The sequence below is a fragment of the Pseudonocardia broussonetiae genome, from assembly GCF_013155125.1.
In the GTDB taxonomy this organism is placed as follows: domain Bacteria; phylum Actinomycetota; class Actinomycetes; order Mycobacteriales; family Pseudonocardiaceae; genus Pseudonocardia; species Pseudonocardia broussonetiae.
On sequence record NZ_CP053564.1, the window covers coordinates 5858967 to 5880443 of the forward strand.

The window sequence follows — 21477 nt, forward strand, 5'->3', positions numbered from 1 at the left end:
CGGCTCGCCCTCCGCGGGTGATGCCGGTCGCGTGCCGACGTACCAGCGTGTGACCCATCAGCGGCAGCCTCGCGGCCCTTGCGGTGCGACGGCTCGATGAAGGAGTAGTTCGCATGTCGTTCTGGGACCTGGTTCTGACGATGTTCTGGTTCATGCTGCTGTTCGCGTGGATCGGCCTGCTCATCTCGATCTTCGGCGACATCATGCGGGACCACCGCATGTCGGGGTGGGCGAAGGCGGGATGGACCCTGTTCCTCCTCCTCATCCCGTGGCTCGGCGCGCTCGTCTACCTCATCGTCCGCGGACGCTCGATGAACGAGCGGGCGGCGGCCCGGGAGAGCCAGCAGCGTGAGGCGTTCGACCACTACGTCCGGGAGACGGCACGGACCCCTGCGCCGAGCACGGCCGAGGAGATCGGGAAGCTCGCCGACCTCCGCGACCGCGGCACCCTCACGACGGAGGAGTTCGCACAGGCCAAGGCCAAGGCGCTGGGAGCGGGCCCCGCACCGGCGCGGGCCAGCAGGCACGAGCAGCAGGCGGTCCCTGCCGGGACCTGACCGGGTCGGGCAAGCAGCAGCCCGGCGGTCGGATGCGGTGGGCGGGTGGTCACGGACCTCCCGCCCGCCGCCGACGCGCGTGCGCCGTCGCAGGCGTGACCGCTCCCGCCCCGACCGGGCGGTCCCCGGTGGGTCGCGCAGCGTGGGCCGCCGCCTCCTCCCGGGTGCGCCGTGCGCGGCCGGCGCGCCGCGGGCCGGGCAACAAGCCACCGGCCCGCGGCGCCGGCCGCGCCAGGACGTCGACGCCTGGCTCAGGGGACCGGGAGCACGGACACCACGGTGATGCCCAGCGCCCGGAACTGCGCGATGATGCCGTGGAGGTGCGACTCGTCCAGCACCTCGCCGTCGAGGACGGTCTGCGGCGGAGCCTCGGTGACACGCATGTCGACGAACGCCGCACGCGCCTCGTCCGTCAGGCGGCCGTCCACCCGGAACTCGTACCGCATGGTCACCATTCCGCCTCATCCCGGGTCAGCGCCCGAGTCCGGAGCCCCGGACCTCGACGACCACAGTGCGCCCGTGCGTGCCGTCGGGCATCGCCCGGGTCGGGTGAGCGTGACGTGCGGCAGCACCGTCGCGACCGGGTCGAGCGCGTCGTCGGCGAACCGGGCGCGCACCAGCTGGTCGGCCGGAGCGAGCGCGATGGTCGGATGGACGCCTGGATGAACGGCGCGAGGTCCAGGTACCCGGCCCCGCCCCGCACAGGTCCGCCGTCCGCGCCGCGCAGTGTCGAGACCGCTCCCGCCGCCCGTGGGCGCCGGCCTCACCTGCTCCTGGTGAGACCGGTCGTCCCGGTGCGCGCACCGTGCCAGTCGTAGACGACCGCCGAGCGGACCACCGCGTCCTGGAGCGACCGGCGTTCCCGGCTGACCGCGGACCACAGGAGCCCCAGCGGGAAGACCACGCACAGCACCGCGCGCACGAGCGCGCGCCCCCAGCCCAGCTGTCCGCGCGAGGACGACAGCACGCGCAGACCGAGCACGGCCGCCCCACCGGTCCGCCCCGTCGTCGCCCATCCGACCGTGAGGTACCCGACGGCGAGCAGCGCCCCGAGCAGGATCGACAGCTCCGGAGGCGGGGTGGGCCAGCGGAACGACAGCGGCGCCACCAGGAACCCCGCGGCGGCGACGCCGAGGAAGGCGGCGGTCAGCAGCAGCAGGACGGCCAGCAGGTCGAGCACCGCGGCCAGCAGCCGGGTCACCGCACCCGCCGCGCTCCCGTCGGGCGGTGCCGCCGCACTCACGGCACGACCGGGTCGTTCCGGCGGCGGCGCAGCAGGCGGTCGACGACGCTCGCAGCCACCTCGTCGGCGCCCCTCGCGCCCGTCCGGATCGCCCGCACGGCATCGGTGGACAGCGCTCCCGTCGAGTCGCGCACGATCTCAGGGAGGTCGATGGCGGCGATGACGTACCGGGCGATGCCGACCAGGTCGACCCGCTGGACCGCGGCGTCGAGGTCGACCGCAGCCACCAGGCGGTCCAGGTCGATGCTCGCCGCCGCCGCGTCGAGGTCGGCGCGGCGCACCACCGCGTCCACGTCCACCCGCCGCACCACGGCGTCCACGTCCACCCGCTTCACCACGGCGTCCAGGTCCACCGTGCCGACGAGGCGGTCGAGGTCGATGCTCGCGGCCACCGCGTCGAGGTCGACGCGGCGCACGATGGCGTCGAGGTCGACGCGCCGGAGGACCAGCTCCGTCAGGTCGAGCCCGTCGAGCACGAGCTCCACCACCCCCACCGCGACGCGCTGCACGAGCGCCGCCCCGACCTGCTCCAGCTCGGCGCGGGTCCTCCGGCCCCGCTCGAGCAGCTCCGCACCGGTCGCACCGGCGACCACACGGGCGAGCAGCCCCTCCCCCGCCCGGCGAACCGGCTCGGACGCCCGTCGACCGACCCGCCACACGACCGCCCCGACACCGAGCACGACGTCGACGAGGTCCGCGGCGCCACCGCCCGCCCCGGTGCCGGCCGGCCCCGTCCCGTCCCCGCAGCCGGCGCTCACGACGCTCCTCCCCGCTCCCCGGTCCCGGCACGTCGTCCGCACTCCGGCCCCACGGGCGGGCGGCGGCGACGGGTCCTCACAGGCGCTCGTGCCCGGTTGCGCTGCCCCATCGGCCCGAGCCCCCCTCCTCCGCGGCGTGCGGGCCGACCGTCGCGGACCGCGCGGCCCGGTCCGCCCGCTCCTGCGCGATCTCGGCCCGCAGGAGTGCACGGGTCTCGGCCGTCGGTCCGAGGAGCGGCCGCCACCGCCGGGCCCGGGGGTCGCCGTCCACGAGGACGGCCTTGACCAGCAGGGTCAGCGGTACCGCCAGGATGGCGCCGATCGGCCCGATGACGACGGCCCAGAACAGCACCGAGAACAGGGTCAGCGTCTGGCTCAGCGAGACGGCCTGCCCCACGACGCGCGGCTGGATGATCGACTGCACCAACCCGTTGATCACGGCGTAGACGACCAGCACCGCGATCGCCGTCGGCCAGCCACCGACGAGGAACCCGAAGAGCAGGGGCGGGACGAGCGCGACGAAGTAGCCGACGTTGGGGATGTAGCTGCAGAGGAAGGCGAGCAGACCCCACAGCAGCGCCGCCGGGACGCCCAGGACGGCCAGGGCGATGGTGTTGAGCGTGCCCTGCACGATGCCGAGCGCCGTGGTCACCACCATGTAGCGCCGCACGTTCGACGTGTACGTCTCCATGGCCCCGACCAGGTCCGGGTCGACCGCCGCGAGCTGACCGAAGATCACGCGCGTGTACGACGAGTCCGACGCCATCAGGATCATCATCGTGAGGACGATCACCAGCGCCCCGGTGAGGTCCAGGACCCCGCCCAGCGCACCGGCCACCGTGCCGACGACGTTGCGCGGATCCGCTCCGGCCACGGCCGCCTGGATCTGCTCCTGACCGATACCGAGACCCTCCAGCCAGCGGGCGACGAGCGAACCGATCCGGGCGAACTGCTCGGAGTAGGTCGGCAGCATCGCGATGAACTCGATCAGCGCGATCATCAGCGCGTAGACGAACGCCGCCAGCACCGCGAACACGACGAGAGCGACCGCGGTCGTGGCGATCCCCCTGGGGACGCCCCGCGCCCGCAACCGGACGCGGACGGGCGCCGCGCAGATCGTGAGGACGAGGGTGAGCAGTGTCGGGGCCAGGATGCCGCGCAGGACGCTCATGCCGACCGCGATCACGACCGCGGCAGCCAGGCCCAGGAGGATGCTCGAGGCGCGCGGGTACCTGCCGGAGGATCCGCCGGAGACCGCACCGGCCGTGTCGTCGCCGGGGCTCGCGGCGCCGGCCTGGACCGGCACCGGCTGGGGAACGACCATCAGGGGCCTCCTGGCTGCGCTCGTCCGACTCCCGGCGATCGTGGCGTCCCGTCCCGCGGGGCCCCTCATCCCCGGCGGGTGAAACGAGCACGGCCGACCAGTGCGGCCCCGTCATCCCCGGCGGGTGGTGCCCGGCGACCCGGTACGTCGGACGCTCAACCGGTGCCCCGGTGAGGGGCAGCGCCGATGTCGCAGCGCAGGGAGGGTGGCGCTGTGCCGCCCCGGCGCCGCGGCGGGCCGGAGGGGGGCGGGCTCGCGTCGTGAGCATCGAGGTCGTCCTGCTGGCGCTGACGGCGGTGGTCCGCCCGACGAGCGCGGCCGTGGTCGTCGCGATCCTGTCGACCGGGCGGCCGCGGCGCCTGCTGACGGCGTACGTGCTCTCCGGTCTCGCCTTCAGTCTCGCCGTCGGCGCCCTGGTCCTCCTCATCGTCCAGCACGTCGGTCCGGCGCGGGCGGCGACCGCCCGGCCGGTCGTCGACGTCGTCCTCGGTCTCCTCCTGCTCGGCTGCGCCGGAGCCGACCGGATCGGGTACGTGCCGAGTCACGACCCCGGGCCCGCCGGGAGTCCGCGGTGGCTGCAGCGACGACTGGACCGCCTGTCGCCCTCCGGCGCCGCGACCCTCGGCGTGTTCCTGCACCTGCCGGGCGTGGTCTACCTCGCCGCGCTCAACGCGATCGCCGGCTACGCGCCCGGCACGGTGTCCGACGTGGTGCAGCTGTCGATCTACAACGCGTTCCGCCTCGGCGTGCCCCTCGTGGCACTGGTCCTGTCGACCTACCGCCTCACCGCGACCAGGGACTCCCTGGCGCGCGCCACCTCGTGGTCGATGCGTCACCGGAGGGGTCTCGTCGTGGCCTTCTGCGGCACGCTGGGGGCCTACCTGCTCCTGACCGGTGCTGTCGATCTCGCCCGGGGCCGGTGACGTCGGCCGCGACGCCGCACCGGGGCGGCTCACCCCGACCGGGTGAGGCTCCGGCTCCTCCGCGGTGGTGCGGTGGCCCGGGTCGCACCGTCCCCTCGGCCCGGGACGCGGCGGACGTCCGCCGGCGGGTCGCCGGACAGGGGCCCCGGGACACGCAGGGAACGGAGCAGACGATGTCGAGCACGCATGACCAGCCGGTCGGCCGGGAGGACCTGGGCCACCCGAACGGCCGCCCGGAGGGCACCCTGGAGGTGCCGGCACGGTCCCGGCGCGACGCTGCGACGGAGCCGCCGCAGGCACGGGTCGCGGCAGCCGCTCCCCCGCCCGGCCGTCTGCGGCACCCCGCCGAGGTCCCGTTCTTCCTCTTCATGGTCGTCCTGAACGTGGTCATCGTCGTCGCGATCCTGCAGGCCGCCATCTTCCTGCCGTTCCTCCCCGAGTCGCTCAGGGAGTCCGGGTGGGCGCTCGCCGTCCGCAGCGCCCTGATCGGGCTGCTGCTGCTGGTCCCGGTCCTCGTCGTGGTGCGGGAGACGCAGCGCGCTTCCGTGCGGGGGAACGCCGTGGCACTGTCCCCGAGCCAGTTCCCCGACCTCTACGAGACCGCCGAGGGCTTCGCGGCCGCGCTCGGGCTGAAGCGCCGACCGGACATCTTCCTGATGAACGGCAACGGCGCGCTGAACGCCTTCGCCGCGCAGGCGACGGGCCACGACTACGTGGTGCTGTCCAACGAGCTGTTCGCCAACCTCTGGAACGACAACCGCGACGGGCTGCGGTTCATCCTCGGGCACGAGATGGGCCACGTCCGCCTGCACCACGTCGCGCTCTGGTACCAGATCGCCGTCGCCTACTCCGAGCGGATCCCGCTGCTCGGGCCGGCCCTGTCCCGACTGCGCGAGTACTCCTGCGACCGGCACGGGGCGTACCTGTCGCCCGGCGGGGCGACGGGGCTGGTGCTGCTCGCCTCCGGCCGGTACACGGAGAACGACGTGCACCTGGACGAGCTCGTCGAGCAGGGACGGCGGCTCCACGGCTTCTGGGTCGGTCTCGCGCAGCTGCCGATGACGCACCCGTACACGGTGCGGCGACTCGAGCGCCTGTACGGCGTCGGCCTGTTCGGTGCCGACGCGAAGCGCCCCGCCTGACACGGGGACGTCGCCGAGCCGCCGGGCGGCGGCCACGAGGAGGGGTGTCGCGTGACGGCCACGACGAACGGCAGGCCCGGCGGGCGACCGGATGGCGACACCACCGTGGTGCAGCGGCTCCGGACGCGCTACCGGTCACTGGACCACCTGCTGCGGGCGGGCGTCCGGTACACGCAGCACCACGGCGACCACTACGCCGCCGCGGTCACGTTCTTCAGCGTGCTGTCGCTCGTCCCGCTCCTGATGATCGGCGTCGCGATCGCCGGTTACGTGCTGCACCTCGATCCCGCGCTGCTCGGGGAGGTGCGGAGGGCCATCACCTCGGCCGCACCACCCGGGCTCGCCGGACCGATCAACGAGATCATCGACCAGGCGGTCGCGCAGCGGAACGTCGTGGCGGGGGTCGGTCTCCTGGCGGCGCTGTACTCCGGCATCGGATGGACGTCGAACCTGCGGGACGCGCTGTCGGAGCAGTGGGCACAACCGCCGGATCCACCGGCGCTGCCCCGACGGCTCCTCGTCGACCTGGCGGCCCTGCTCGGGCTCGGCGCCGCTCTGCTCGTCACCTTCGTCGTCACCGGCCTCGCGTCCGACGCTCTCGCGTTCCTCGGCGTCGGCGGATGGGGCATGGTCCTGCCGCGGGTGCTCGGGGTGCTGCTCGCGCTCGCGACCGACTTCCTGGTGTTCCTCTGGGTGATCACCCGGCTGCCCCGGCGACACGTCGCGCTCCGGGGGGCCGTGCGGGCCGCGCTGCTCGGCGCCGTCGGCTTCGAGGTCCTCAAGCAGGTCATGACGGTCTACCTCGGCCTCGTGACGGGGTCGCCCAGCGGCGCGGTGTTCGGGTCGACGCTCGGCCTGCTCATCTTCATCTTCTTCGCGTCCCGCTGGGTGCTGTTCGTCACCGCGTGGGCGGCCACCGGTCGGCAGGAGGAGCAGGAACCCGTCGTCCCCGTGCCGGCACCGGCCGTCATCAGGTCGGAGGTCGTGGTGCGGTCGGGGCCCGACGGCCGCACGACGGCCGGGCTGCTCGGCGCAGGGGCTGTGGCCGGCGTGCTGGGGATGCGCGCGCTGCACCGCGACCGGACCTGACCCGCGCCCGCGGAGGGCGTGGTGCCGACCGCTCACCCGGGCCGGGTGATGCCGCCCGGACGACGCGGAACCACAGTCGTCGGGACCATCGCTCCGAGGGAAGGCAAGGCACATGGCGACGTTGACGGTGTGGAAGTTCGACACGGCGGAAGGAGCGGGCAACGCTCTCACGACGCTGCAGGGCCTGCAGAAGGAGGAACTGGTCCGGATCGTCGATGCGGCCGTCCTGACGTGGCCCGCCGACCGCAAGAAGCCCAAGACCGAGCAGCTCCGCAACCTGACGGGCGCCGGCGCACTGGGCGGCGCCTTCTGGGGGATGCTGTTCGGGCTGATCTTCTTCGTGCCGTTCCTCGGCATGGCGGTCGGCGCGGCGATGGGGGCCCTGACCGGCGCGATGGCCGACGTGGGCATCGACGACGGCTTCATCCGGAGCGTCCGCGAGAAGGTCACACCGGGTACGTCGGCCCTGTTCGTGATGACGTCCGACACGGTGACCGACCGGGTGATCGAGAGCTTCCGCGACTCGGACCCCGAGCTGATCTCGACGAACCTGTCGGCCGATCAGGAGGCGAAGCTCCGGGAGGCCTTCGAGGAGGAGGAATCCGAGCGGGTGTGACGCCGGGCCGGTGAGACGAGAGGAGGGGGGCGCGATGTCGCGCCCCCCTCCTCTCGTCTCATCCTGCGACGGGGCCGTCCGGTCCGGCGGGCCGGGGGTCCGGAAGGCGGGTCATCCGGAAGGAGTTGACCAGACCGACGAGCCCCGCGAGGAGCGGCACGGCCAGCGACACCTGGAGCGCGAACGGCCTGGTCTCGGTGTTGATGCGGAGGATCTCCTGACGGATCTCCTCGGGTTGCTCCGCCAGCAGTCCGCTGAGCTTGGTGTTGCTCATCAGCTCGGCGTCCTCGGCCAGCACCTGCGCCACGCGCTGCTGATCGTCGGGCGGGAGCACCGTGCTCGACTCCGCCTCCGCCGTGAAGGTCGCAGCGAGCGTCGCCAGCATGATGGCCCCGGAGAACGCCAGGCCGAACGAGAGCCCGAAGGAGCCCGCCGCCGAGTTGACGCCGGCGGCCTCGCTCACGCGTTCGTCCGCGATCGGCGACAGCGTGTAGTTGTTCAGCTGGGACACCAGCAGCCCCAGTCCCGATCCCGCGACCACCAGCGGCAGGGACAGGCTCCAGCCCGAGCCCGACTGAGGGACGATCACGATGAGGGCGACGACCCCGACCGCGAAGAGCGCGAACCCGAGCTGCACGATCCTGCTCGGGCGCCGCTTCCCCGCACTCCTGCCCGCCAGCACCGCGACGCCGAACATGGTCAGCGAGAGCGGCGACAGGGCCAGACCGGCCTCCATCGCGTCGTACTCGAGGACCATCTGCAGGTAGATCGGCAGGACGATCATCGTGCCGCCGAGGGCGATCTGCTGGAACAGCTGCTGGGACACGCCGATCCTGAAGTGCCTCGACACGAACAGCGCCGGGTCGAGGAGGGTCGTCCTGCCCCGGTCCGCCTGCCGCCGCAGCCAGAGCACCAGGCCGACCAGGCCCGCGACACCGATCAGCATGATGAGGCCGACCGCGCCACCTCCCTCCTGCCAGACCAGGATGCTCAGCACGACGCCCCCCATGCCCAGGACGGACAGCGCCGCACCCACGAGGTCGATCTGCCGGGCACCGGTGTAGGGCACGTCGTGGACGAGCCTGATGCCCGTCAGCACGACGGCGATGACGACGCCCTCGAACACGAACCCGACCCGCCAGGACAGGTACGTCGTGATGAAGCCCCCGAGCAGGGGACCCACGGCGGCGGCGATCGCCGCCGCAGCCCCGACCAGGGCGTACACCTTCTTGCGGGCCGCCCCCTCGAAGTTGCCGTGGATGAGTGACTGCATCGCGGGCAGCAGGAGCGACGCGCCCAGGCCGCCGACGACGGCCCAGAAGATCACGACCGCGGTCAGGGTCTGGGCGAACGCCATCGCCGTCGCGCCCACGGCGTAGCCCACCAGCCCCAGCACGTACGCCCGCTTGCGCCCCACCAGGTCGCCGACCTTGCCCCCGATGAGGATGAAGGCGGCGGAGACCAGCGCCTCGAGCGCGATCGCCGACTGGACGCCGCTCACGGTCGTGCCGAGGTCCTGCACCACCGCCGAGATGGACACGTTCATGAGCGAGGTGTCCACGACCAGCACGAACATCGCCATCGCGAGGAGCAGGCCGAGCGCCCGACTGCCCGTCGCCCCCTCGGGAACGCTCGGCGCTCCTGTCCCGGTCATGTCGATCCACCGTCCTCTCGACGACTGCAGCTCCGGCACCCACGGCAGCGGTGCACTCGTCCGCCCAGAGCTGATGACGGCGGACTCGACCTCGTCCGGAGCGGCGCGCTCGTCGGCGCTCCGCCGGACGCGGCGAGTCTGACCGCCACCGGCGCGTCTCCCCTCACCCGGTGCGGATGATCGCCGGCGCCGGCCGGACCGGGCCGGGCGGAGGTGCCGCGGCGACCGGGGGTTCACCCGTCGGGGGCGAGGCCCGGCGCCGCGACCGGCTCCACCATCGGTCCTCGTCCGGTCCCGTGGTGGAGGAGTTGCGTGATGAGTACTGGAAACCCGGCGTGGTCGGCCCCCGAGCAGCGGGAGTCGCCGTGGGCCGCCGGACTGACGACGTCTGCGGCGCTGCTGATGGGGATCGGCGGCGTGTGGCACGCCCTGGCGGGGATCGCCGCCGTGATGAACGACGAGGTGTACGTCAGGATGCCGGGATACGTCTACGTGGTCGACCTGTCCGCGTGGGGGTGGATGCAGCTGCTGCTGGGGATCCTGGTCGTCGTCGCGGGGTTCGCGGTGCTCAAGGGGCAGCCGTGGGCGCGCGTGCTCGGGATCGTCCTCGCGTGCCTCAGCCTGATCGCGAACTTCGTGCTCCTGCCGAGCTACCCCTTCTGGTCGCTGCTGATCATCGCGCTCGACGTGGCCATCATCTGGGCCCTCTCCACCTACCGCCGCGCAGTGCTGTGAGCCGCATGGTCCTGAGCAGCGCGTGGAGGGCTGCGCTGCTCGATGCACTGGCCAACAACGGGATCGTGTCGCCTGCGCACACGCGGGCGATGTGCGGCGCTCTGGAGCAGGCGGGGCTGGCGGTCGGCGGTGGCGAGGACTGGCCGCTCGTCGGGCACGTGGCGGTCTGGCGCCTCACCCCGTACGGCCGCTCGATCGCCCGGAAGCTGCGGCGGGGCTCCCCGGCCGAGCCCCGACCGGAGCCGCGGGTCCTCGCGACGGCTCACGCCGGGGGCAGGCGCCCCCGCCCGGCGCAGCGCTAGTCCGGCCGCTGCTCGTCCTGGGCGGTCAGCCGGTCGGCGCGCGCCGCGTTGCGGCGGACGGCCTCCTCGACCGCGCCGAGCAGCAGCTTCGCGGCGAGGCCGACGGCGAGGAGCCCCACGACCATCTGCGTCATGGTGACGATCCGCGTGGTCTGCGCGGTGGGTGCGATGTCCCCGAAGCCCACCGTCGCGAAGACCGTCATCGTGTAGTAGAGGGCGTCCGTGCGGTCGAGCACCTCGGTGAAGCTCGTGGGCTCGCCGTGCGAGAGGACCGCGTACGCCGACGCGTAGAGCAGGAGCAGGGCCGGCAGCCCCACCGCAGCCGTCTCGACGGCCTGCAGCCGGGGCATGTCCGACGCGGCGATCGCCCGCGCCTGCCAGGCCACCGCCACGCTCAGGCCGGCGATCCCGACGGCGAGCCAGAGCGCCACGCGGACGTCCGCGGGCCGGTCCAGCGGCGCCCGGTAGTAGACGACCAGCAGGAGCACGGTCGTCAGAGCCGACCGGCACACCGACGCCAGTACCCGCCGCCTGCGCCCCGGCGTCCGACTGCTGCGCACCGTCGTCATCCGCACTCCTGCTGACGTCCTCGGGAACGACGAGCATCACGTGCGCGCGGTGGCGGCGGGCCACCTCTTCCAGGTGAACGGGCCGCGCAGCCCGTCACGGGCCGGCGCGCGCCTGCACCCAGGGCCTCCGGGCCGCTCGCCGGGTACCACCCCGACAGGGCGAGGCAGGCCGGCCCGGCGGCCGCGACACTGCACGACCGCGGCACTGCTCCGCGGACCCTCTCGATCGGAGCAGCAGATGAGCACCGTGAACCCGTCCCCGCACGGAGCGGGCCGCAGGATGCACGAGCGCCCGTGGGTGAACGGGTTCTCCCTGTTCGCCGTTGCGGCCCTGCTGGTCCTCGGTCTGTGGCAGGTCCTCGCCGGCGCGGCCGTGGTGGCCCGGGGCGCCGACCCCACGGCCCTGCCCGCGTACTTCGGCTCGACCGATCCCGCCTCGTGGGGGTGGGCGCTGATCCTCGTGGGGATCGCGACGGCCGGGGCGGGCGTCGCCGTCCTGACGGAGCGGGCGTGGGGCACGACGGCCGCGACCGTGCTCGTGGTGCTCAGCACGATCCTCAACTTCGCGCTCCTCCCCCTCCACCCGGTCTACGCGGTGGTGATCATCGCGCTCGACGTCGCGGCCGCCCGGGCGTTGACGGCGTACGACCGGGACATCGCGTGACCGCTCCGGCGCTCCCCGGACCGCGGCGGGTCAGCCGGGTGGGTCCGAGATCTCCGCGGCCGCGGCGGCGACGAACGGGATCATCAGCAGCATCAGCGTGCCCCAGCCACGGACCGCCGTGTCACCGCCGACCGTCCCGATGGTGAACACGACCAGTGCGACGCACGTGTAGCTGCAGACGATGATCGCCCACCACCGTCGCGGTCTCTCGCGCTCGGTCGATGCCCCGAGCAACCGGGACAGCACCGGGTCCTCCTCGGAGAGCGAGTCGGCGATCAGCCGGAGAGCGCGCCGCTCGGCGGGGGTCAGGCGCACGGGCTGCGGCTCACGCATGTCAGGCGTTCCTCCCTGCTCGGCGCCGTGAGGCGGCGCCGGACGCGGCCGCCTCCGGTGGGTGTCCGGTGGCCGGCGCGGCCCTCGGCTGCGGGGCCACCCTCGTCGACGGGACTGCGCGCGTCGTCACCCGCGACGCATGATGCGCACGGACGCGATCGAGCAGCGTGCTCCGCGAGCGTGCCGCGCTCGGCTCGTCACGACCCCGCAGCGCCACCCCGTCGGCCGCTCGGTGTGCCGCCCACGGCCGCTCCGCCGGCCGAGCCGCGCAGTCGCCCCGAGCGGGTGAGGCGTGGGCGTCCGCTCCCGGTCAGTCTCGGCACGAGCGCGAGGACCGGAGGCCCAGAGATGCGCACGGAACGAGCAGGGGGTCTGGCGGTCGAGCTCCTGCACCGGGATGCCGGGAGCTGCGTGCTCGGTCTGACGGGCGAGCTGTCACGGCGCTCGGGCGGTTCGGCGTGCGCCGCCGTGTTCACGGCACTGGTCGGTGCGGACCGGGTGCTGGTGGACGTGTCCGGGCTGCGGCTGGCGTCCTCCGCCGCCGCTCAGGTGCTCCCGTCCGCACTCCTGGCAGCGGGCGGCTGGCCGTGGGCGCGGCTCGCCCTCTTCGGCGCCGACCGGACGCTGGCCGCTGCGTTGTGGGCGGCGCGGGTGCCGTCCGCCGTCCCGCTCGCTCCGGACGAGGCCACGGCGCGACGGCTCCTGGACGTGCGCCCGCCGTTCGTCGCCCGCCGGCTCGACCTCCCGGAGGCACCGTCGTCCGCCCACCGGGCCCGCCTCTTCGTCGGGTCGGCGTGCGACGACTGGGACCCCGCCCACGACCACCCGTCGGCGGCGCAGCTCCACGACGACGCCGTCATGGTGGTCAACGAGCTGGTGACGAACGCCGTGACACACGCTCGTACCGGCTGCCGGGTGGCCGTCCAGCTCGCCGGATCCAGGCTGGAGATCGCCGTACGGGACTACCGCCGGAACTGGACGACGTCCGGCCACCCGGCCACGGCTCCTCGTGGCGAGTGGCGCGGACTGTCCCTGGTGGCCGCTCTGAGCCGGGAGTGGGGAGTCAGCCCGGCCGACGGGGGCAAGGTCGTCTGGGCGGTCCTGCCGCCCGCGCCGGCGGCGGTCCGGGGTACCGGCCACGGGGGCGCGTCGAGGTCGGGTCGCTCCGAGGGGGGACCGACCCGGCCCCGCCGCCTCGTCCCCGTGGCCGGCACCGGACGACCCTCCCAGCGGGGTACCGCGCCCGGGAAGGCCTGATCACCGGGGCGGAGTGCTCCCTGCAGGACGCGGTGCGTGCGGCGTCCTCACCCACGACGGACGAGGGCGCACGACCGGCCGCCCTGCATGCTCGGGACGACCGCACGGGACCGGACCGGACCAGAGGTGGACGATGGAACAGCCGCGGCTCGCACCACCGGAGGACGCCCGGTCGTCGTCACCCTCCTCCTCCGTGGAGCCCGAGCCCGTGGACGACGGTGCTCGCGCGGTGGTCTTCGACGTCGACGGCGTGCTCCGGTGGGGATCCCTGCGCCGCCTGGTGGGGCGACTGCGCGCCCTCGGCACGAGCAGCCCCCGGGATCGTCGGTCGATGCTGGCCATGCCCCGCGTCGTGCGCGCGCTCTCGGTCGACCTCGGTGAGGCGCCGGTGCACTACGTGACCGGTTTCCCCGCCCTGCTGGCCCGGCCGATCACCGATCTGCTCCGCCGCGACGGCTATCCGTCGGGCACCGTGCTCACCACCGGACGCGGTCCGGCGCTGGGACCGGCCGGGAGGGCGGCGCGCAAGCTCCGGGCCGTCGAGAGCATCGCCGATCGGATGCCGGGGGTGCGGTGGGTGCTCCTCGGCGATGACGGGGGCACCGGTCCGCAGGTGTTCGCCGGCTTCGCGCAGCGCCGCCCGGACCGCGTCGCGCTCATCGCGCTGCGCCGGGTGTTCGACGACGACCACCCGGCCACGAGGCGGCTCCTCCGGGCTGCGGCAGCTGCCGAGGTGCCCGTCGTCGGCGCGCCGAACGGGGAGGAGCTCCTGCCGCTGGCGCGAGCGGCTCTCGGGATCGGGCAGCCCCGGCGGGGTTCGGTGGGCGACTGGTTCCTCTCCGGTCCGGAGCGCCGCAACTCCGCCACCCGCCTGCAGCCGTGGACCGAGGGGAACTCCGTCCGCGCGCTCGTGCACGGGCGGTCCTACTACGCCGCCCTGGCCAGGTCGCTCGCCGTGGCGGGCGGCGGTGACTCGGTCCAGTTCGTGGGGTGGCGAGCGGACGCCGACCAGCTCCTGGACGACGGTGGACCGACCGTCGGCGAGGCGCTCTCCGCCGCGGCGCGCCGGGGCGCGGCGGTGCGCGGGCTCCTGTGGCACGCCCACAGCGGCCTGGTGGGACTGCACCTCGGCGCGAACCGCGTGCTCGCCCGTGCGGTGGGCGCTGCGGGCGGCGAGGTGCTGCTGGACCAGCGGGTGCTCGCGTTCGGCTGCCACCACCAGAAGATGGTCGTCGTCCGCTACCGCGGCCGCCGGGGCGACGACGTCGCCTACATCGGGGGCATCGACCTCGACCACGGCAGCCGTGACGACGCCGACCACCGCGGCGACCGGCAGAGCGTCGGCGCCGACCCCGTCTACGGCCCCAATCCCGCCTACCACGACGTGCAGCTGATGCTGCACGGGCCGGTGGTGGGCGAGGCGGAGGAGACCTTCCGCGAGCGGTGGACGAACCCGGCCGCACTGTCGCGGCTACCGTGGCAGGTCGTGCCCGACTGGTTCCACCGCACCGACCGCACCGCCTCGCCGCTCGCGCCGGCCGCACCTGCCCCACCGCCGGACGGGACCTGCGCGGTCCAGCTCCTCAGGACCTACCCCCGCCGCCGCCCCCGCTACCCGTACGCCCCCCGGGGTGAGCGCAGCATCGCCCTGGCGTACACGAAAGCGCTCGGCCGGGCCGAGCGACTGATCTACGTCGAGGACCAGTACCTGTGGTCGTTCGACGTCGCGCGCATCTTCGCCGCCGCCCTCCAGCGCTCGTCGCGACTGCACCTCATCGCCGTGGTGCCGCGGCGGCCGGACAACGAGAACCCGTTCTACACCGACGCCGCGCTGCTGGGACACGCCGAGGCACTGGCGATGGTGCGGGAGGCCGGCGGGGACCGGGTCCAGGTGCTCGACGTCGAGAACGTCGAGGGCCGTCCCGTCTACGTCCACTCGAAGCTGTGCGTCGTCGACGACGTCTGGGCGGCGGTCGGCAGCGACAACTTCAACACCCGGTCCTGGACGCACGACTCCGAGCTGACGGCCGCCGTCGTGGACGCCGAACGCGACGACCGCGCGCCCACCGACCCGGGCGGGCTCGGCGACGGGGCCCGCCGGTTCGCCCGCGGACTGCGCCTCACCCTCCTGCGCGAACACCTCGGCGTCGACGAGGACGACGCACTGCTCGACGCGGCGCGGGCCGCCGACGCCGTCCGGAGGAGCGCCGCCGAGGTCGACCTCTGGCACGCCGGCGGCTGCCGCGGACCGAGACCGGCCGGGCGGCTGCGGAGCCACTCGGTCGGGGCCGATGCCGGGCTGCCGGCCCACCACCGCTGGTTCACCGCCCCGGTCTACCGGTCCCTGCTCGATCCCGACGGTCGTCCCCTCGACATGCGGCTCCGGCGGACGTACTGACCCGCACGGGCGGTGCCGTCGGGCCGGACCGCGGGCCGGAGAGGGATGCGCCGTTCCGCACCCCGTCGTACCGAAGGGCTGAGCTCCGACCGGCGGTCACCGTCTGCTCTAGTCCTGGATGGAGTCCCGGCCGCGCTGCACGACCAGGGGGTCCGGAGGCCCGACGACCGCGGGGTCCTTGCCCTCGTAGTCGAACTGGTTCAGGAAGAACCGCATCGCGTTGATCCGGCCGCGCTTCTTGTCATTGCTCTTGATCGAGGTCCACGGGGCGTGGTCGGTGTCGGTGCGCTCGATCATCGCCTCCTTCGCCGTGGTGTAGTCGTCCCAGCGGTCCAGCGACTCGATGTCCATCGGTGAGAGCTTCCACCGCCGCACCGGGTCGATCTGCCGGATGGCGAACCGGGTCCGCTGCTCGGACTGCGTGACCGAGAACCACAGCTTGGTCAGGGAGAACCCGCTCTCGATCAGCATCTCCTCGAACAGCGGCGCCTGGCGCAGGAACACCCGGTACTCGTCGTCGCTGCAGAACCCCATGACCCGCTCGACCCCGGCGCGGTTGTACCAGGACCGGTCGAACAGCACGATCTCCCCCGCGGTCGGGAGCTGGGCGATGTAGCGGTGGAAGTACCACTGGCCGCGCTCGGTCTCGGACGGCTTGTTCAACGCCACCACCCGGGCCGCGCGCGGGTTGAGGTGCTCCATGAACCGCTTGATCGTCCCGCCCTTGCCGGCCGCGTCGCGCCCCTCGAACAGGACCACGTGCTTGGTGCCGGTGTCCTGCGCCCAGTACTGGAACTTCAGCAGCTCGATCTGCAGCTGGTACTTCTGCTCCTCGTAGACGTCGCGGTCGAGCCGCTCGTCGTAGGGGTAGTCCTCACGCCAGGTCTCGACGGGATCCCCACCGGGGTCGATCAGGTCAGGGTCCGAGAGGTGCTCGTCGTGGCGCACGCTGTAGCCCTCGCGCAGCAGCTGCTCCAGGTACTCCCGGAAGTTCTCACGTACCACCACGGGGTCTCCCAACCGGTTCGAACAGGCCATCGCTGGATGCGGCCACCGGCACCGGCAGGCGCCGACCGGCCACACTCTTACCGCACATGGGGCACATTCGGCTCGCCGAGGGCGTCGATGACGCGTCGGCGCATCGTCGGGTGCATCACCAGCGCGTCGAGCCGGTCGACGGGCACCCAGGCCGCCTCACCGGTCACCTTCACCGTCACCCCGCTCTCCTCGGCCACCTCCCGCTCCGCGGCCGTCGGCGCGGACTCGCCGAGGTCGACCCGCCCACCCGGCAGCTCCCAGTGCCCGTTGTCGGCCCGGCGCACCAGCAGGACCCGGCCGGCGTCGTCGCGCACGACCGCGAACGCGCTGGGCGCCAACGAGTTCGACGTCGGCGCATCCGGGTCGTGGTAGTACTCCTCTCGCATCCCACCAGTCTGACGCGCGCCTGCCGGGTCGGCAGCGTCCACCGGACGTCGCGCCGGGTGCCGATGTGACGAGCGATCTCGGGTGTTCGAGGGGTTGCTGCGGTGGTGCCGCAGCCCCGGAGCGCGTTCTGGCGACCGAGACGCGGTCGCCCCGCTCCACCCCGCCGCCGTCGCAGGTTCCGCGTGGCACCATCGCCAGGCCGAGCACCCTCGAGCAGGCCACCCTCGACCGCAGACCTCCGGCGGTCCGGCCCTCGCCTTGCGTCGGCCGCCACCATGGACGCATGGCGAAGTACACGGTCAACGACGCCGCCCTCGCTCACGCCCACGCGCTGATCGGCGCCCGCCGGTACGTGCTGCGCAGCAACTGGGGCGAGGTGCAGCCCCGCGCCGCTGAACGGTTGGTCGGTCCAGGGCTCCGGGCCGGGTGATGGCGATCCAGGAGCGCTGTACGTAGGGACGCGCGATGCCATCCTTCGCAGCAACGGCGGCGCCGGAGTCTGGCGGGGGGTGCGCGGGTGGACCCGTCATCCGACTGCGGCTCGGGGGGAAGCGGCCCACGCTCCACTGTCCTGCGTTCGAACATCGGATTCCGCCGGTTGTGGACCTCGCGGGCGGTGTCGGTGTTCGGCGACTCGCTGAGTCTGGTCGCCTTGCTGCTCCACCTCGCCGAGGACACCGGGCAGGCCTTCGCCGTTGCCGCGCTACTGCTGGTCGGTGACTTCGCCCCGGCCCTGCTGGCTCCGCTCACCGGAGTGATCAGCGACCGGTTCGACCTGCGTCGGGTCATGATCGCGTGCGAGCTCGCCCAGGCCGTCACGGTGCTGCTCATCCTGCTGACCCTGCCGCCGCTACCCCTGCTGCTGGCTCTGGTGGCGTCACGGGCGGTGGCCGCGCAGATCTTCCAGCCCGCGTCGAGGTCGGCCGTGCCGGCACTGGTCCCGGACCGACAGCTGGAAGCGGCCAACTCCACCCTGGGCTTCGGGTCCAACGGTGTGGAAGCAGTCGGACCGCTGGCCGCTGCCGTCCTGCTGCCGCTGATCGGTGTCCGCGGTGTGCTGCTGGTCGACGTCGCGACGTTCCTGATCTCCGCCGGGCTGCTGGTCCTCCTCCCCGGGCTGCCTCCGATCACCCGCAACGGTGCGCGAACGACGGTGCTCGCCGATGCCCGCGCCGGGCTGCGCTACGTCGCAACCGCGCCGCTGGTCCGGGCCGTCGTCCTGGGGTTCACCGCAGTCGTGGCGTTCAACGGTGTCGACGACGTCGCGCTGGTCTTCCTGGCCCGCGACACCCTGCAGGGCGACGGGTCCGCGGTGGCGGTGCTCTACGGCGCGGTCGGTATCGGCCTGCTCGTCGGCTACGCGCTGCTCACCCGCCGATCAGTGCCTTCTTCTCCGGTCGTCCTGCTCATCGCCGGCTTCGCGGTGAGCAGCCTCGGGAACCTGCTCACCGGACTCGCCTCGGCAGTCGCGGCGGCGTTCGCTCTGCAACTCCTGCGGGGGATCGGACTCAGCGCGATCGACGTCGGCGTGAACACCTTCCTGCAACGCCAGGTCGCCCCGGACATGCTCGGCCGCGTGTTCGGCAACCTCTACGGCGGCATCGGCGTGGCCGCGGCGGGGTCCTACCTCCTCGGCGCACTGCTACTGGAGCTCACCGACCCGCGCACCACCTTCATCACGGCCGGCAGTGGCGGCCTGGTGGTCACTTTCGCCACCATCGCGGCAACAGCTCGAGCCCGACGACGTGGGGACCACGAGCACCGGGACGGCCAGTGAGCAGGCGGAAGCCATCGCGGGCGGGGGTGAACGTGCAGGTCACTCGTCGGGGTGGGTGGCGAAGGCGTGCAGGATCCAGGCGATGCCGTGAACACCACCTGGACGCTCGGCGGAACTGCGGAGATCTCGGACGCTGCGTCCATGGTGGTCCGTCGCTATGGCGGATCAGGATCCATTCTCTGGAAGGACAAGCCACGCGACCACTCGTTGTCCGAACGGGATAACCGTCCTGGCCCGTTCCGGGCCTAGCGTTGGTCGGGTATCACCTGCCCACCGAGGAGACGTGATGGCGGTTTCGAGCGGAGCACTCGGCATGGTCGAGACCAAGGGGCTCGTCGGGGCGCTGGAAGCGGCTGACGCGATGGTGAAGTCCGCGAACGTCGTGGTCGAGGGCTATCGCACGCTGCGCAACGGGCAGGTCTCGATACTGGTGCGGGGCGACGTCGGTGCCGTGCAGGCCGCCGTCGACGCCGGCTCGGCCGCCGCGGCCGCGGTCGGGGACCTCTACGTCGCCCGGGTCATCCCCCGGCCGCACGGAGAGACCGAGACGGTGATCGGCGCCGCCATCACACCGACCTGACCGACCGCCCCAGCAGGTCGGCGGCGTCGCCGTCGGCGTCCGGCTCGTTAACACCGCTCACCTGCAGCAGCCGCAGCGCGAAGTCGGCGCGCATCCGGTCCTCGTGCCGGCTGAGGTCGAGCCCGGTCAGCTGCTTGATCTGCTCCAGCCGGTAGCGCAGCGTCTTGTGGTGGACGAACAGCCGCTCGGCGGCCACCCGCTGGGAGCAGTCGGCGTCGAAGAAGGCGCGCAGCGTGCGGATCAGCGACCCGTCGTTGTCGCGGTCGTAGGCGAGCAGCGGCCCGGTGGCCTCCTCGATGAAGGTCTGCAGGTCCGGGTCGTCGCCGGAGCCGAGCAGCAGGCGCACGATGCCCAGCTCCTCGTAGAGGAACACGTTCTCCCCGCCGAGGCGGTGTGCGGCCGACAGGGCCGTGCGCGCCTCGTTCAGCGCGCTCGGCAGCTCCACGACGTCCTCGTGCGGCCGGCTGATCCCCCACGTCAGGCGGAGCCCGCCACTGCCGTCCCGGACGACGGCGCTCATCCGCGCCACCAGGTCCTTCACACCCGTCCGGTCGAGATCGGACACGACGACGACCACGAAGTCGCCGCGCAGGCTGGCCAGCGACAGCGCCTGCCCCTCGTCGGCGGAGCGGACCGCGCGCACCGCGTCCCGCCGGACGCGGTCGGTCTGCGAGGTGTCCCAGCCGTGCTCCGCGGCGAGCTCCTCGACGTTCTCCAGCCGTCCGTAGAGGACGCGTAGCGCCCCGCCGAGCGGGACGTTGAGGTGCTGCGCCCGGGTGCGCGCGGCGATGCGGTGCTCGACCGGCCCCTGCAGCAGGTCCCACAGCACCTGCTCCAGTGCCTCGGACCGGGCCCGGCTCGCCGCGCGCTGCCGCAGCAGGGCCAGCGAGCAGGCCATGGCCACCTGGCCGGCGACGGCGTCCATCATCTCCGTGGAGTCGCCGTCCGGGCGCAGCAGCACCCAGCCGATCCGGTCGCCGTCGGCGTGCACCGGCTGGGTCCACACCGCCCGCCCGGCGATGGTGGTGCGCCCGGCTCGGGTGCCCGACGGCACGGTGCCGGGCAGCTCGACGGTGAGGCTGCGGCCCCCGTGCGAGGCGACGAGGACGCCCTGGGTGTCGTAGATCCCGACCTGGCAGTGCAGCTCCCCGCCCACGGTCCGCGCGATCGCCGGCAGGCCACCGCCGTCGCGCACCGTCAAGAGCAGCGTCTGCTGGAGGCGGGACGAGCGGTCCAGCACCGCCACCTGGCGGCGCAGCTCCTCGCCCACCTGCTCCATCTCCCGGACGGCCGCGGCCTGCTCGTCGTGCAGCCGGGCGTTGTCGATCGCGACGGACGCGACGTCGGCGAAGGTCACCATCCGGCGGACGTCGCGCTCGGTGAACAGCGACGGGCGGCGGCGCCACACCTCGAGCACCCCGACCAGCTCGCCGTGCAGCCGCAGCGGCACGGCCAGTGCGGACTGGGTCTCCTCCGCCACCGCGAGGAACACGAAGTCCTGGCTGATGGTGTGGTCATCCAGGTAGTTGTCGACCTTCGCCGGCTCCCCGGTGAGGAACACCAGCCCGGCCACGCCCTGGCCGCGCTGCATCCGCAGCCGGGAGGTGTCGATCACGCGGTGGCCGACGCAGGAGCGCATGCGCACCTCGTCGCCCTCGCGCAGGAACACTCCGCAGATGTCGGCGTCGAGCAGCTGGGACGTGCGGTCGGCGATGGACAGCAGCACCTGGTCGAGGTCGTGCACCGTCAGCAGCCGCTCGACGATGTCGCGCACGACCGCCGTCTCCGCGGCCTCGGCGACGGCGCCGTGCCGCGCCGTGTCGCGGGCGGTGGCGAGGGTGAGCCATGCGGCGGCGCGACGCAGCAGGGAGCAAACGCCTGCGGGCACCGCCCGGGACGGATCCCACTGCAGTTCCAGCTCGTCGCCGATCGGACGTGCGATGACCTCCGCACCGACGAGCCGACCGGCCAGCTCCGTGAGCTCGGCCTGCGCGGCCGCGGCATCGGGCGGCACCCGCTCCAGCAGACGCTCCAGCTCCGCGGCGGGGTCGTCGACGAGGCGCAGCGCCGCGTAGCTCTCGCGTTCGGCTGGCGTCATCGCCCGTCCTCCGCCTGTGCTCGTCCCTACCCA

23 protein-coding genes are annotated in these 21477 nt (G+C 73.4%); 13 read left to right on the forward strand and 10 right to left on the reverse strand.

Annotated elements, in window-relative coordinates:
- Positions 1-113 precede the first annotated feature (113 nt).
- Positions 114-557, forward strand: a complete 444-nt coding sequence (locus HOP40_RS28395; protein ID WP_172164411.1) for an SHOCT domain-containing protein — start codon at positions 114-116, stop codon at positions 555-557.
- Between the two features lie 251 nt (positions 558-808).
- On the opposite strand, the gene HOP40_RS28400 is transcribed toward HOP40_RS28395, so the two are convergent.
- The 4 genes from HOP40_RS28400 to HOP40_RS28415 form a co-directional block, all read right to left on the reverse strand.
- Positions 809-1012, reverse strand: coding sequence for a BAR domain-containing protein (locus tag HOP40_RS28400; protein ID WP_172164414.1), 204 nt, complete (start codon positions 1010-1012; stop codon positions 809-811).
- 308 nt (positions 1013-1320) lie between these two features.
- Positions 1321-1800 carry an RDD family protein gene (locus HOP40_RS28405; RefSeq protein ID WP_172164417.1) on the reverse strand — a complete coding sequence of 160 codons (480 nt, stop codon included), beginning with the start codon at positions 1798-1800 and terminating at the stop codon, positions 1321-1323.
- Positions 1797-2558: a hypothetical protein gene (locus tag HOP40_RS28410; protein ID WP_172164420.1), complete on the reverse strand. Its 762-nt coding sequence runs from the start codon at positions 2556-2558 to the stop codon at positions 1797-1799. Before HOP40_RS28410 ends, HOP40_RS28405 begins: the two co-directional genes overlap by 4 nt.
- A gap of 76 nt (positions 2559-2634) precedes the next feature.
- A complete protein-coding gene (locus HOP40_RS28415) occupies positions 2635-3882 on the reverse strand; it encodes an AI-2E family transporter (RefSeq protein ID WP_172164423.1) in 1248 nt (415 codons plus the stop codon).
- 260 nt (positions 3883-4142) lie between these two features.
- Between HOP40_RS28415 and HOP40_RS28420 the strand changes: the two genes are divergently transcribed.
- The 4 genes from HOP40_RS28420 (at position 4143) to HOP40_RS28435 (ending at position 7652) form a co-directional block, all read left to right on the forward strand.
- Positions 4143-4805 carry a GAP family protein gene (locus tag HOP40_RS28420; RefSeq protein WP_172164426.1) on the forward strand — a complete coding sequence of 221 codons (663 nt, stop codon included), beginning with the start codon at positions 4143-4145 and terminating at the stop codon, positions 4803-4805.
- 173 nt (positions 4806-4978) lie between these two features.
- Positions 4979-5947, forward strand: coding sequence for a M48 family metallopeptidase (locus HOP40_RS28425; RefSeq protein WP_172164429.1), 969 nt, complete (start codon positions 4979-4981; stop codon positions 5945-5947).
- 51 nt (positions 5948-5998) lie between these two features.
- Complete coding sequence (yhjD, locus tag HOP40_RS28430; RefSeq protein ID WP_172164432.1) at positions 5999-7036, forward strand: inner membrane protein YhjD; 1038 nt, start codon at positions 5999-6001, stop codon at positions 7034-7036.
- A 112-nt stretch (positions 7037-7148) separates the two neighbouring features.
- Entirely contained in the window at positions 7149-7652 is a 504-nt protein-coding gene (locus HOP40_RS28435; protein WP_172164435.1) for a DUF1269 domain-containing protein, read from the forward strand.
- Between the two features lie 58 nt (positions 7653-7710).
- Here the strand turns inward: HOP40_RS28435 and HOP40_RS28440 are convergent, their stop codons facing one another.
- Entirely contained in the window at positions 7711-9306 is a 1596-nt protein-coding gene (locus HOP40_RS28440) for an MFS transporter (RefSeq protein WP_172164438.1), read from the reverse strand.
- Positions 9307-9621: 315 nt separating this feature from the next.
- Between HOP40_RS28440 and HOP40_RS28445 the strand changes: the two genes are divergently transcribed.
- Positions 9622-10041, forward strand: a complete 420-nt coding sequence (locus HOP40_RS28445; RefSeq protein ID WP_172164441.1) for a DUF7144 family membrane protein — start codon at positions 9622-9624, stop codon at positions 10039-10041.
- A 5-nt stretch (positions 10042-10046) separates the two neighbouring features.
- Positions 10047-10343, forward strand: a complete 297-nt coding sequence (locus HOP40_RS28450; protein WP_172164444.1) for a hypothetical protein — start codon at positions 10047-10049, stop codon at positions 10341-10343.
- Here the strand turns inward: HOP40_RS28450 and HOP40_RS28455 are convergent.
- Positions 10340-10912 carry a potassium channel family protein gene (locus tag HOP40_RS28455; RefSeq protein WP_172164447.1) on the reverse strand — a complete coding sequence of 191 codons (573 nt, stop codon included), beginning with the start codon at positions 10910-10912 and terminating at the stop codon, positions 10340-10342. The genes HOP40_RS28450 and HOP40_RS28455 overlap by 4 nt on opposite strands.
- Positions 10913-11150: 238 nt before the next feature.
- Between HOP40_RS28455 and HOP40_RS28460 the strand changes: the two genes are divergently transcribed.
- Complete coding sequence (locus HOP40_RS28460) at positions 11151-11576, forward strand: DUF7144 family membrane protein (RefSeq protein ID WP_172164450.1); 426 nt, start codon at positions 11151-11153, stop codon at positions 11574-11576.
- Positions 11577-11606: 30 nt separating this feature from the next.
- On the opposite strand, the gene HOP40_RS28465 is transcribed toward HOP40_RS28460, so the two are convergent.
- A complete protein-coding gene (locus HOP40_RS28465; RefSeq protein WP_172164453.1) occupies positions 11607-11909 on the reverse strand; it encodes a DUF3040 domain-containing protein in 303 nt (100 codons plus the stop codon).
- Between the two features lie 411 nt (positions 11910-12320).
- Here HOP40_RS28465 and HOP40_RS28470 point away from each other — a divergent pair, with 411 nt between their 5' ends.
- Together HOP40_RS28470 and HOP40_RS28475 are read left to right on the forward strand one after the other, a co-directional pair.
- Complete coding sequence (locus HOP40_RS28470; RefSeq protein ID WP_172164456.1) at positions 12321-13166, forward strand: ATP-binding protein; 846 nt, start codon at positions 12321-12323, stop codon at positions 13164-13166.
- Positions 13167-13374: 208 nt separating this feature from the next.
- Complete coding sequence (locus HOP40_RS28475) at positions 13375-15564, forward strand: phosphatase domain-containing protein (RefSeq protein WP_205346955.1); 2190 nt, start codon at positions 13375-13377, stop codon at positions 15562-15564.
- 108 nt (positions 15565-15672) lie between these two features.
- Here the strand turns inward: HOP40_RS28475 and ppk2 are convergent, their stop codons facing one another.
- Positions 15673-16572 (reverse strand): polyphosphate kinase 2, encoded by a 900-nt coding sequence (gene ppk2, locus HOP40_RS28480; protein ID WP_240157329.1) that lies wholly within the window; start codon positions 16570-16572, stop codon positions 15673-15675.
- A gap of 77 nt (positions 16573-16649) precedes the next feature.
- Positions 16650-16988 (reverse strand): NUDIX hydrolase, encoded by a 339-nt coding sequence (locus HOP40_RS28485; RefSeq protein WP_172164465.1) that lies wholly within the window; start codon positions 16986-16988, stop codon positions 16650-16652.
- 284 nt (positions 16989-17272) lie between these two features.
- Here HOP40_RS28485 and HOP40_RS28490 point away from each other — a divergent pair, with 284 nt between their 5' ends.
- The 3 genes from HOP40_RS28490 to HOP40_RS28500 all read left to right on the forward strand — a co-directional run bounded on the left by HOP40_RS28490 (position 17273) and on the right by HOP40_RS28500 (position 19346).
- Entirely contained in the window at positions 17273-17419 is a 147-nt protein-coding gene (locus HOP40_RS28490) for a hypothetical protein (RefSeq protein ID WP_172164468.1), read from the forward strand.
- 168 nt (positions 17420-17587) lie between these two features.
- The gene (locus HOP40_RS28495) at positions 17588-18766 is read left to right on the forward strand and encodes an MFS transporter (RefSeq protein WP_172164471.1); all 1179 of its coding nucleotides are present in this window, start codon (positions 17588-17590) and stop codon (positions 18764-18766) included.
- 286 nt (positions 18767-19052) lie between these two features.
- The gene (locus HOP40_RS28500) at positions 19053-19346 is read left to right on the forward strand and encodes a BMC domain-containing protein (RefSeq protein ID WP_172164474.1); all 294 of its coding nucleotides are present in this window, start codon (positions 19053-19055) and stop codon (positions 19344-19346) included.
- Here the strand turns inward: HOP40_RS28500 and HOP40_RS28505 are convergent.
- Positions 19333-21444 (reverse strand): helix-turn-helix domain-containing protein, encoded by a 2112-nt coding sequence (locus HOP40_RS28505; RefSeq protein WP_172164477.1) that lies wholly within the window; start codon positions 21442-21444, stop codon positions 19333-19335. The genes HOP40_RS28500 and HOP40_RS28505 overlap by 14 nt on opposite strands.
- Positions 21445-21477 lie beyond the last annotated feature (33 nt).